Here is a 12,530-nt window from a genome sequence, read left to right on the forward strand (position 1 = left end):
TAATTTTTATTTACACAAACTATCTTAAGTCATCATTATAAGTATTATTTATATTGTAATCGCTAATTTAAAATTTTATTTAATATTTCATCAGAAATTAGAGCTCTTTTCTCTTTGGCTTCGTTCGTATCAATTCCCCTGTATGGATTGTCAAAAATCTCTTTGATTAGCTGATCCTTTATCAAGGCAATTCGATTGGCCATCCTTACAGCTTCATTAATATCATGTGTAACTAAAATGGTGGTAATTTTTCTTTGCTGGCAAATTTTCATTATCAGATCCTGCATATTACGTCGCGTCAGTGCATCTAGTGCTCCAAGTGGTTCATCCAGTAACAACAGATCTGGGTGTGAAAACAAAGCTCTGGCCAAAGCTAGTCGCTGTTTTTGACCACCAGAAAGCTTAGTTGGAAAAGCATTAGCATATTCTGTCAAGCCAACTAAAGATAATAATTTTTTAGCTTCTTTCTGATCATCAGGCTTTTTACTGGCAAAAGTAACATTATCTTGAACTGACATCCAAGGCAATAGTCGATCTTCTTGAAACATCATCCGTGCTTGGTCATTAATTTTATTTATCAAATGCCCACCTTGTTTGATTTTTCCGGCATTTGGCTGTTCAAGTCCGGCAATTAAACGTAATAGTGTACTCTTTCCTCCTCCGCTTTTCCCAACAAATGCTAAAAACTCGTGACGATACACATCAAGATCAATTTCACGCAAAACAATATGCTTTACATAAGATTTATTAACACCACGAATAGTTATTAAAATTTCTTTTTTCATTCGCTTTTCCTCCTATCCGCGCCACTCTAAAAAAATAATTTCAAAATTCTTGGCAATATAATCTGATAATTTTCCTAGTAAAGCATAAATCAAAATACATAAGATAATCGTTTTCATATCCATAAATTGTTCTGCATTAGTTGCCATATAACCGATTCCTGAACTTGAAGAAATTGTTTCCGCCACAATTAAAGTCGTCCACATTACACCAAGGGCATACCGAAATCCCATTAGAATTGTCGGCAGTGCTGCCGGAAAAACTATTTTGCGAATCATTGCCGACTGCTTCAAGCCGTATGCATGCCCCATCTCAATAATTTTCTGATCTACCGAGATAATTCCATGGTAGGTGTTAATGTATATTGGAAACATACAACCAATTGCTACTAAAAAAATCTTAGCCGGTTCACCAATTCCCATCAATAAAATTACCAATGGAATCAAGGCTAAATGTGGAATGTTGCGTAACATCTGTACCGTGCTGTCAAAAGCTAGCCGAGCAATTTTAGATAAACCATTGATGAACCCCAAAACAAAACCGATACTTCCACCGATCACAAATCCGACAGTCGCTCGATACAAACTAATACCCATATTCTTAGGCAATTCACCACTAACCGTTAATTCGGCCCCATCTTTTAAAACATCCCAAGGTGAAGGCAAAATCGTTGCTGACACCCAGCCGACACTGACAATTAATTGCCAAAACAAAATAATTACTATTGGAATAATCCATGGAATAATTTTTCGAAATGAAAAGTTTATTTTTTTTAATATTATTGTATTATCCATAATGGATAACCTCCCTAGCTACTTAATTCCCGTTGCAACTGAATCCGTAAGATCTTTCCAATTCTATTTCTTGGAATCTTTGGTATAAAAATAAGCTGTTTGGGCCTTTCAAACTCAGCTAAATTCGTTCTAATTATTCTAGTTAATTTTTCTCGTGCTACTTGTTGGACAATTCCTTTTTTTAAAACGATCGCAGCAACAATTTTCTCACCAAATATCTGATCTGGGATCCCAACTACTGCCACTTCTATAACAAAATCTGCCTGCAATAAAACTGTTTCAACTTTAATTGGGCTAATCTTATGTCCACCGTAATTAATCAAATCCTTAGTTCTTCCCGTTAAAAAAAGATAACCTTCTTCATCAAAATAGCCAGTATCTCCTGTTTTTAACCAACCGGCAATAAAATCTTGTGCTGAATTACGACCAACATACATGGAAATTACATTTTTCCCTTTTAAGACAACTTCACCTGTCACATGCGGCCTTAAAGTTAGCTTTCCATCAAATAACACACTGACCTGAGTTCCTACCGGTTTACCAACTGATCCATATTTCGGATGATCAAGCGGGTTTACGCAAATTTGCCCAGCTGCCTCTGTCATCCCATATCCTTGGATAATTGGTACCTGATACCTATCTTCAAATCGTCGTTGCGTCTTGGCACTCAACGGCGCTGATGCGCTTCTTAAAAATCTTAAAGATCGAATTGGTGAAAAATTTTTCTGAGCCTGCTGATTGATCAACAAGATTGAAATTACACTGGGTGAAACAGAAACCCATGTAACCTTTTCTTGTTTGATTTGCTGCCAAAAATGACTTGCGCTAAATTTGGCAGGTATAATTAATTTACCCCCGCTTAATATGGTTGACAGCATCACGATTATTAGCGCATTTATATGAAATAGCGGCAACACAATTAAAGTGCAATCATTTTCCGTTAAGCTTTGACCTTTAATAACATATTGTGCAGCAGCTAAAAGATTAGCATGATTTAAAATTACCTTTTTGGGTGTTCCAGTTGTACCCGAGGTATACATTAAAATTGACGGAGTATTGTCCGTAGGTGCAGCAGAATCATTAAATGATTTTGCTAACGCTGATGTTTTATTAAAAACAACCGTTGCATCTAAATCCAACAATGTAAGTTCATTTTTTCTCCAAGCCTGCTTTTTATGCAGCCAAGGAACTTGAATTTCAGCTGGAAATACTAATTTAAAATCAGTATCCGTTAATAGGTCGTTAAATTCAGTTATGGTCAACGTTGGTGCAGCAGGGTGAACTACCAGACCATATTGATTTGCTGCCAACACTACTAACGGGTAAAGAATGCTATTTGAACAACTAAGCAAGATTTTATCTTCTGGCTGTAACTTTTTCTCATGAAAGAAATTTAACAATTGTTGAACAGCCTGCTCAACTTGAAAACGAGTCAACCATACATTTCTGGTTAAATCTTTAATCAGCTTTTTGTTTGGTTGGTCTAATAATAATTCTGAAATCTTTGAAGTTAGCTTCGACACTTGATCCTGCCTCCTCTCTTATCTAAAAGTTTTATTTCAGATAATCCACGTGTTTAGCAACTGTAGCTTGTTTATTTAAAACACCCGATTGATAAAACATATCCGCAATTTCTTGTTCTTCTTTAACATATTTATCATTCATTTTATAAATTCCAAAGGTGCGGCGTTCGATTTCTAGAGTAACAACCTTTTTAGACAGTTTTAGTTCCTTCGTCATCAGTTTAATAACTTGTTTATGATGGGTATTAGCCCAATGCATATCTTGTTCACCATACTTAATTACCAACTTACTAAGTGACTGATGGTTCTTAGCAAATTTACTTGGAGAAACAATAAAACTGCGATTAACCGCTCCGGCTTGCTGACCATTAACTAACAACTTAGAATTTTCTGTTATCTCAACCTGAGCAACTGTTGGATCCCAGTTTGCCCAAGCATCAACTTTATTCTTGGAATACGCGACTGCCGCAGCGTCTTGATCCAAATTGACCCATTTGATATCATTAATTCCTAATCCAGCAGTTTTTAAAGCACGCAAAACCATATATTGGGAACTAGTACCTTTAGTGTAAGCAACTCTTTTGCCTTTTAAATCTGCCATTGAATTAATACCAGAATTTTTTTTGACCACAATACCGCTACCTTTTTCCTTTGTACCGCCTGCAGCTACATATGTTAATTTAGTACCTGCAGCCAAAGCTGAAACCGGTGGGGTATCTCCCACTCGAGCATAGTCAATATTCCCCGTTGCCAAAGCCTGCATCATTGCTGCACCATTTTGAAATTCCTTAAATTTAACTTTGTAACCTTTTTTTTCCATTTTGGTAGCAAATTTACCACGGCTTTTAGCGATATCAAATTCATCTCCGGCTTGAAAACCAATTGTTACTGTCTTTAAAGTCGGATTGCTTTCTTCGCGAATTTGGAACCAACCATAAACTGTTATTAATATCCAAAAAAACAAAAGTATAAAGAGCAGTGTTTTTCTTAGTGTGTGTGTCATTGTGCACCTTCTTACTGTAAATTAATTAAACTATCTGCTAGTTGCGAACGTAGAATTTTACCGGTGGCATTCCGGGGGAAATCTTTAACAAAAAAAATCTCTGTTGGACGTCGATATTTAGCTAAATGTGTTTCAGTATATTCCAGGATTTTACTTTTATGTTCAGCTTGTATCTTCAGATCTGTGCTTTCATCAATAATTGCTGCTGCAACATTTTCCCCATAAACGGGATTCGGGATTGGAACAACTGCCACATCTTTAACAAAATCCAACTCACTAATCACCATTTCAACTACCGCTGGACTGACTTTTTCGCCACCATGATTGATAATATCTTTTTGACGACCATCTAACCAAAGATAGCCATCCTGATCAAAGTAACCTAAATCTCCTGTCTTTAGCCAACCAGCCTTAAATGACTCGGGATGATGATCTAAATAATCCGTAATTACATGATCCCCACGAACGGCAATTTCGCCATGGATATCCGGTTCGGTTGTAAATTCATTTTCTTGCATGATGGCAACATCAGTATGAAATGGTTTACCAACTGAGCCCAACTTAATATGATCTAATGGATTTAACGTACATTGACTGCATGATTCTGTCATTCCATAGCCTTCTAATATTGGTACCCCATAGCGTTCTGTAAATTCTTTTTGGCGATTAATTGATAAAATTGCAGAAGCACAACGAATAAATCGCAATTTATGATTTGGTGAAAAAGCTGCATTAGCAGTTTCATTTTTTAATAGAATAGTTACGATTGTTGGAACAACTGAGGACCAAGTGACGTTATTATCTAAAATTTGTGGCCAGAATTTATGAGCACTAAATTTAGGAGCAATTACTAGTTTCCCATCTGTTAGCAAAGTTGAAATAACTATCAATTCTTGCGCATTGATATGAAACATGGGCATTACAATTAGAACAGTATCTTTACTGGTTAAACGGTGACTGATCAAATCATATTGAGCTGCTCGCCACATCATTTCATGAGTCAACCCAACTTTCTTGGGTTTACCGGTTGTGCCTGAGGTATTTAAGATCCAACCATACGAACTTTCAAGGGGTGTTTTTACCTTGTTATTATTGACCAAATTCTTTTTGTTAAAAATAACCAAGTCCTCAAAAGTATTTAATTTAACGTCTTGTCGAGCTAACTCAGAAAATTTCATAAATGCGGTAGCAGTCTGTGGTTCAAAAATCATCGCTAAGTAATTATTTTCACGATAATCTTTTACTAATTCTACTGTCGAAGTTGTCGCCGAGACTGGATGAGCAACTACACCAAGTTGCCAAAGTGCTTGATTGATTGGCAAATACACCGCCGAATTGTCCAAACACATAAAAACAACATCGCCTCGACCTAAACCGGCAGCTGAAAATATTTTTTTCAATTTTTGTATATCAGCTGTCAATTCTGATCCATCAAACCATTTATTCAATCGTTCATCTTTAACAAATTTTCGCTTTCGATTCTTTTCCATATGCTTTGTCAATTCATCAGTTAATCTAGTCATTTTAAATTACTTCTTTCTAAAAATTTTTTGAGGGCGACCAATCAATATTCCAAATGGCGGAACCTTGTAACAAAAATAAGAAATCAGCCATGCTCCTCCTAAAACAGCGATATAGCCTAGGGGCAATCCAAGTAGTAACAACCAATTAGACAGCTCTCCTTTTAGGGATCCCAGAAACTTAAGCAAAAAAGTTAAAGCCACCGTTTGCGTTAAATAAACACCAAATGAAAGTTTTGATGAAATAGACACTAATTGTTCAAACCAGCTCCATCTAGGTTCCAGCCGATGTTGATCGTATGCCCAACTAATACATAAGACGCTGCAGATCATCATTGACGCGTAAATCATCAAATACGGTTGATGAATTAATTCGGTATAATGCTCACTGAGTTTTAAAATTCGTTCATTAATGTAATAAAGTCCTAAAGTCCCTAAGGCCAACAACCCTGTTATTGAGTAAATTATTCGCCGATGTGTAGTAAAGATGTGTTTAATTTTTTGATAATGAATAGATGTGAAAGCTCCGGCAATAAAATAGAATTGATATGAAAAAACAAAGTTTCCATAATAACGAAACAAATACGGCCAATTATCATGATTTTGGATTGGATAAATATACTTCGCCCAAATTAAGAAAAACAATTGGATCAAAGCACTAATAACCAAAATAAGTACATGATAATTTTTGAATTTTCTAAATAGCCATAACATCATAGGAAACAGTAAATAAAGCTGAAAGGTAACTAAAATGTAGTACATATAAAAATGATCGCCATGAATTACAGCCCAAATCCAATTACTAAACCAATTTCCCCAGCCTAATTTTTCTCCGGTCATCCAAGCCGTAAAAAATAAGAAAAACCCATTCCAAAATAAGTAGGGAATACCTGAGCCCTTATATCTTTTCTTCCAAAATTTAAATAACTTCATGTCTAAATTATTGTAGTGCTGCAAAAAAAGTACTAAACCAGTAATGAACATAAATCCCATCCGGGTAAAATGAAGCATCAAATGCGTTGCTAAAAGAATCAATCGCGGATAGCTATCCGTCATATTTGCAATAAAAACTGATGTTGTGTGATTTGCCAAAACTCCAAAAATAAAAATGCAGCGCATCAAATCCACTTCATATAGGTACGGATGTTTCTTCTTTGTCCCCAATCTTATTTTCCTCCAGAACAACTTTTTTCATAAACTTCGAAAAGATATTTACCAACTAAGTCCTAAAATTATAAAAATTCAACTTAAACTTAGTAATTTTTTTATCAGTAAATACTTACTTTACTTTTACTATCGTTATTTTCTTATAAATTTATTACTTTTTTTTAATTATTTATTGAAAAAAGCATGATTAATAAGTGAATAAATTTAAGAAACCTCAGAAGAGAATCAATCCAGAACCTAATATTTTACGATAATAGTGATTTATACATGGATCATCTAAGCAGAAAAGTATGACCACTCAAGCATTGATATTAACAAAACAGTAAGCATAAGAAAGTGGTTTTTAAATTACCTATCTTGCAAAAATATTATATTTATAGAGAAACTTGTATATTATTGCAACAAAAAAATGGCAAATCTGATCTCAGCGTGAGATAGATTGCCAGAATGGGTTCTATAATATTTGGTATTGATAGAAATATTAATATTGTTCAGTCTAAAATACGTAGACTTGAATTAACATTGTTGCATCAAAAAACTATCTATTCCGAGAAACAGATAGTTTAAGCATACAAGGTATACCAATCTAAATTGCAAATCAAATAATTCATTCACCAGTATTGGATCTATTTTTTGTTTATAAACCAGTCTGTTATTGAACGCTCGCAAATGATCTTGAGAAGCATAGCTATTTCCAGTCGTGGTAGCTGCCGTGGTTCATTAAATTAGCGATCCTCTAAGCCTTTAACACCATTTAAACTAGTCCTCTAAATAAAATTTAACTGTTTGTGTCTCGTTCGAGTTTTGTCCAACCATTAATTCAAATTTCCCGGGTTCAACAATATATTCGCCTAACTGATTATAGAATCCAAGCATCTTGGGCTTAACTTCAAAAACAACATTGATTGTTTTCCCAGCTGGTACTATTTCACGTTTAAAGTTAATTAATCGTTTGACAGGTTGAACGACTGATGCTGCTTCATCATGAAAATACAGTTGAACTGTTTCAGTTCTGTCAATCTTAGACGAATTTTCCACTGCAACACTTAACGTAACTGATTCGCCTTCCTTGATGCTGGTCTTGTCAATCTTTGGCTTATGATAGATAACCGAACCATACGATAGACCATATCCAAACGAAAATAATGGACCCGTTGGTGCGTCAGTATATCTAGAAACAAATCTTCCGACATGCTGAGAGGTTTTCTGTGGGCGTCCAGTGCTAAGGTGATTGTAGTAGATAGGTGCTTGACTCTCAACATAAGGCATACTCATAGACAATCGACCGGAAGGGTTATATGTTCCAAAAACGATATCAGCCAACGCATGACCGCCCTCAATGCCAGGAAACCAAGCTTCAATCACCGCATCAGAATCAGCAATTATATCAGTCAAAACTAGCGGTCTGCCACTAATAATAACGGAGATGATAGGCTTTCCCAATGTAGCTAGTTCATTGAGTAACTCTTGCTGGTTGTCAGGAAGTCGCAGCTTGGTCCTAGAGCCTGCTTCACCACTTTGAAGTGTATGCTCTCCCCCTGCGAAAATGATAACATCAGCGTCCGCTGCAGCTGCAATGGCTCTATCATGATTCAACTTTTCAGTTGCAGCATCTGAAATAACACATTCCACTCTGTCTTCATCTCTACCTGAGTGGATGAAAAAGTCTTTATCACGAATAATATCAGTTCCTTTTTCAACTACAAGATTATCGGTATCTACATACTCACTGATACCGGCTTTAAAAGTTACTGTATTCTTAGTATCACCATGAATTGCCCATAGCCCCAACATGCTCTGTTCATCAGCGTAAGGCCCAATTAAGGCAATTTTTCGATTACTATGAGCCTTAAGGGGCAAAACTTTATTATCATTCTTGAGAAGGACCATGGATTCTCGACCAAGTTCTCTTGCAAGTTTTCTCTTTGAAGATGTCAGCAAATCTTGATTTTCTAATTCTTCTGAAGACCCACGAAATGGATCTTCAAACAGGCCCAAATCATTCTTCAACGATAGAACCCGCCATGTCGCTTCATCTATCTTGGACTCACTAAGCCGGCCATCTTCTAATAACGGCTTCAACCCATTGGCATAACAAGGCGATTTCATGTCAATGTCAACACCTGCATCAAGCGCCTTGTACGCAGCATCTTGGTCATTCAATGCAAATCCATGCTGAGTTAGTTCATAGATGGAGGCATAATCACTTATTACTACACCATCAAATCCCCAACTTTTACGCAATATATTATTTAATAGCCATTTATCAGCCGTTGCTGGCACACCATTTAGAGTTGTGAGTGATGTCATTACCATTTTGGCTCCGGCTTGAATGGCAGCTTTATATGATGGTAAATAATTTTGAAATAAGTTACTTATAGACATATCTGCAGAATTATACTCACGGCCGCCTTCTACAGCACCATAAGCTGCAAAATGTTTGACACAAGAAACAATCCCCTTGCCATCTTCAAGACCACTTTGAAATCCACTTACCATAGCATTAGCAAAACAAGAGTTTAAATACGGGTCTTCTCCCGTAGACTCCAAAACTCGACCCCACCTTGCATCATGTACAAGATCAACCATCGGTGCAAAAGCCACCTGTTGACCACCGGCATATGCCTCCTCGGCAGCGTTCTCATATGCCTTTTTAACAAGAGCAGGATTCCAAGTTGCACCCATCCCAAGCGGAATTGGGTAGACAGTCTTGTAGCCGTATACGATATCAGACATAAACAGTAATGGGATTGCGTGTCCCTTCTTCGCTAAATGTTTTTGCTGCAACCGATGAATTTCTTTAGCACCTGTAACATTTAAAACTGAACCCGAGAGATCTACCATACGTTGAGTTATCCCCAGCTTATGCTGCGGTCCTAGCGATATATCTGATGCATTGTAAAATTCCCCTGACAATTGGATTAATTGTCCAATTTTTTCTTCGAGCGTAAGTGAATTCAGTAATTCCTTAAGTTTAGTTTTTTTCAACTTCTCATCATCTCCTAATATATTTATTAATCAACCCATGTCTTTCTCTAACTTAAGAGCCTTGTTGTCAGCATGTCGAAGCCAAGGATACCAAAGTAACGGGGAGATAATAAGTTGAATAATTAACTGCAGAACAATGATAGACACTTTACCTTCAACTGCCGCGTGAAAACCTATTGGTAAACCAAATACTTGCTGGACACCAGGGAATCTTGCTACCCATCCAATTCGCGTTACAATGTAACCTATAATTAACGCAATAGTGTTGTTGGTAATAAATGGAACCGCTAAATCAAAGTTAAGGACCAATGGTGTACCAAAAATAATCGGTTCTGTAACTCCAAATAAAGCAGGCACAATTGCTAATCGGCCCAAGTCTCGATAACGTTTTGACCTTGCAATTAACATTAGCAAGACAAGACCTAATGCCGTTCCACTCCAAGTAATAATCTGAAAAAAGGCTAAACCAATAATGTTAGGCAAAGGTTTCCCCGCTTGTAATGCAGCTAGATTCTGCATATCCATTGATAGCCAAATTGGGGTAACAATTGGCATTACTACGTTACTGCCATGAATGCCAAAAAACCATATAATTTGCTGAAGAAGACTAATGAGAATCATTGCTCCAAGAGACCCACCCAAACCGCGTAATGGGACTTGAATCAAAGAATAAATCATCTGATGAAAACTTCCCCAATCTGTAAACAGAAATCCAAAACTGATTAATCCAGAAATAATACCACAAACAAGTGCTGGAATTAGAGTGGCAAACGCATCTGAAACCATTGGTGGCACGCCTGCCGGCATCTTTATTGTCCAACCATGCTGTTTAATGAATACATATAACCGTGCAACCAGAACACCAACAATCATAGCTGAAAATACACCTTGTGATGCAAGCCAAGTTGTTGGTAATGCATTGATTAAGTTATTACCATCCTTGATTTGGCCCATTGGCGTCAAAATGAAGAAACTCATCATGGCAATAATACCAGCCGCATTCCCATCATCATTCTCTAAAAAGTGTGGCACTAAATTTTTTGCAATCAGAAATACAATATAAAGTGCTAGCAAATTAATTGTGACATTACCAATATTATTAGCAATAGTTGCAATTTTCGTCCATTTCTCGTTTCCTGCCCAAACACCTAGCAAAATAGCGAATGATCCAAGAATAGTTGGTCCCAATGTAGCCATCATAGCAGCAGTTATTGTCTGTAAATATTTGTTTGATCCAATTCTATTAAGTACTGGTGAAATTTTATTAAAAAAGTTCTTTACCTTGTCTTTCATGGTTATCCTCCCAATATTTATTAAATACATCTCAATGATTGCAATGTAATTGTAAAACGGTTTCATCTATGCAACAATGCTTTTAGATGACGTCATATATGTATTATTTTGATATAGGAGTGGCAAAATGAAACTTGAACATGAACTAATTAAAAAAACTGTTGCGTTACCATTTAATGTATTTACTTTCCGTGCACGTGATTTAAGCCGTTTAATTCCACAACACTGGCATCAAAGCACTGAGTTAATCAACTGCCAGAGTGGCCAACTAGACGTTTGGATTGAAGGAAAGCATTATCGTATGTCCAAGGGAGATTTATTAATTATCAACCCGAATACTGTTCATTCAACTCAAAGCCCTATAGCCAATCATGTACTCGTTGTTCAGTTACCTCTAACATTCCTTCAGGAACTGACAGAGAATCAATTTAACCTAAATTTTAGATTTAATGTTAATACAGTCAAAGACCATCGAGACGATTTTACGGTAGTACGTAATTCACTAATTAGACTAGCTGATATTTATGAAAATAAATGCCATGAATGGCCATTAGTAGATAAAGTAGAAGAGGAAGCACTTATATTAACGGTAATATCTAATATATTATCACTTAACGCTGTTTATACTTTCACAAAATCGAACAGTCATCATTCGAGTTCACTTCAATTGATGAATCAAGTCACGCACTTTATTAATAATCATGTGAGCGAACAGCTTTCCCTACATCGCGTTGCGCAGGAGTTTAACTACTCTGATAGTTATTTCTCACGCATCTTTAAACAAAACTTCAATATGAACTTTCATGATTTTGTTACTTCAATACGACTTAATGATGCGGTCAGTAAACTTGTCAATAGTGATCAAAGTGTTGATTCTATCGCTCAATCAAGTGGTTTTATCACTTATCGAAACTTCTATAATGCTTTTTGTAGGGTATATCAAGTATCCCCCAATGAATATCGCAAAAATTCAAGACAATATTTCTCAATCTAGCCCTTTGTTCATAATTAATCTTCAAAAAAACACTAAGACATCAAAATTCCCAAATTCTTAGTTTCTTTACAGCGTGATTATGGCTTCCTCAATCTTTTTGATTACGTTGTAAACTATGCTACATGCGACCTTGAATACTCTGCATATCTTGTGAAAAAGTAGCATTCTTCTAGACTAATTGATATTTTGATGTGATTCACATCTAATACAATTTCGCTAAGCGTGTGTCCACCTGTCTAGCTGAAAAAGGTTTTCTAAATATAAACTTGTCTTACCTCTAATGATGTTTACCACTAAAAATCCTATATTACTTTGAACAATTATTTCTGACTTGATGTCATCCAAAACAATATTGGCAAGCATACTCAATAAAATTTAATCATTTTAAAACCATTACGCAGCTTTTTTCGATGACAAATAGGACAACGATAAGCTGGGTGTAACGGGCAGTTATAAAATGTAGGA

The 12,530-nt window shown here is 36.1% G+C and carries 9 protein-coding genes; 1 reads left to right on the top strand and 8 read right to left on the bottom strand.

All coding sequences use genetic code 11. The features are described from left to right. Nucleotides 1-62: 62 nt before the first annotated feature. The 8 genes from FC89_RS08545 to FC89_RS08580 form a co-directional block, all read right to left on the bottom strand. Nucleotides 63-785, bottom strand: coding sequence for an ABC transporter ATP-binding protein (locus FC89_RS08545; RefSeq protein ID WP_057872140.1), 723 nt, complete (start codon nt 783-785; stop codon nt 63-65). A gap of 12 nt (nt 786-797) precedes the next feature. Further along, the gene (locus tag FC89_RS08550) at nt 798-1,577 is read right to left on the bottom strand and encodes an ABC transporter permease subunit (RefSeq protein WP_057872141.1); all 780 of its coding nucleotides are present in this window, start codon (nt 1,575-1,577) and stop codon (nt 798-800) included. A 14-nt stretch (nt 1,578-1,591) separates the two neighbouring features. Beyond that, entirely contained in the window at nt 1,592-3,100 is a 1,509-nt protein-coding gene (locus FC89_RS08555) for an AMP-binding protein (RefSeq protein WP_057872142.1), read from the bottom strand. 31 nt (nt 3,101-3,131) lie between these two features. Beyond that, nucleotides 3,132-4,103, bottom strand: a complete 972-nt coding sequence (locus FC89_RS08560; RefSeq protein WP_187329661.1) for an aliphatic sulfonate ABC transporter substrate-binding protein — start codon at nt 4,101-4,103, stop codon at nt 3,132-3,134. Between the two features lie 11 nt (nt 4,104-4,114). Next, entirely contained in the window at nt 4,115-5,626 is a 1,512-nt protein-coding gene (locus FC89_RS08565; protein WP_057872143.1) for an AMP-binding protein, read from the bottom strand. A 6-nt stretch (nt 5,627-5,632) separates the two neighbouring features. After that, on the bottom strand, nt 5,633-6,787 hold the full coding sequence (locus tag FC89_RS08570; protein ID WP_235804403.1) for an acyltransferase: 1,155 nt from the start codon (nt 6,785-6,787) through the stop codon (nt 5,633-5,635). A gap of 762 nt (nt 6,788-7,549) precedes the next feature. Further along, nucleotides 7,550-9,778, bottom strand: coding sequence for a beta-glucosidase BglX (bglX, locus tag FC89_RS08575; protein ID WP_057872144.1), 2,229 nt, complete (start codon nt 9,776-9,778; stop codon nt 7,550-7,552). A gap of 30 nt (nt 9,779-9,808) precedes the next feature. Then, the gene (locus FC89_RS08580) at nt 9,809-11,071 is read right to left on the bottom strand and encodes a PTS sugar transporter subunit IIC (RefSeq protein WP_057872145.1); all 1,263 of its coding nucleotides are present in this window, start codon (nt 11,069-11,071) and stop codon (nt 9,809-9,811) included. Between the two features lie 127 nt (nt 11,072-11,198). On the opposite strand from FC89_RS08580, the gene FC89_RS08585 reads away from it, so the two are divergent. Continuing rightward, nucleotides 11,199-12,065: a helix-turn-helix domain-containing protein gene (locus FC89_RS08585; protein WP_057872146.1), complete on the top strand. Its 867-nt coding sequence runs from the start codon at nt 11,199-11,201 to the stop codon at nt 12,063-12,065. Nucleotides 12,066-12,530: the final 465 nt, after the last annotated feature.

It is taken from the genome of Liquorilactobacillus ghanensis DSM 18630, assembly GCF_001435235.1.
GTDB classification, from domain to species: domain Bacteria; phylum Bacillota; class Bacilli; order Lactobacillales; family Lactobacillaceae; genus Liquorilactobacillus; species Liquorilactobacillus ghanensis.

Coding starts and splice junctions, on each gene's coding strand:
- FC89_RS08580 (WP_057872145.1), bottom strand. CDS start 11,071: ATGAAAGACAAGGTAAAGAACTTTTTTAATAAAATTTCACCAGTACTT.
- FC89_RS08585 (WP_057872146.1), top strand. CDS start 11,199: ATGAAACTTGAACATGAACTAATTAAAAAAACTGTTGCGTTACCATTT.
- FC89_RS08550 (WP_057872141.1), bottom strand. CDS start 1,577: ATGGATAATACAATAATATTAAAAAAAATAAACTTTTCATTTCGAAAA.
- FC89_RS08565 (WP_057872143.1), bottom strand. CDS start 5,626: ATGACTAGATTAACTGATGAATTGACAAAGCATATGGAAAAGAATCGA.
- FC89_RS08545 (WP_057872140.1), bottom strand. CDS start 785: ATGAAAAAAGAAATTTTAATAACTATTCGTGGTGTTAATAAATCTTAT.
- FC89_RS08560 (WP_187329661.1), bottom strand. CDS start 4,103: ATGACACACACACTAAGAAAAACACTGCTCTTTATACTTTTGTTTTTT.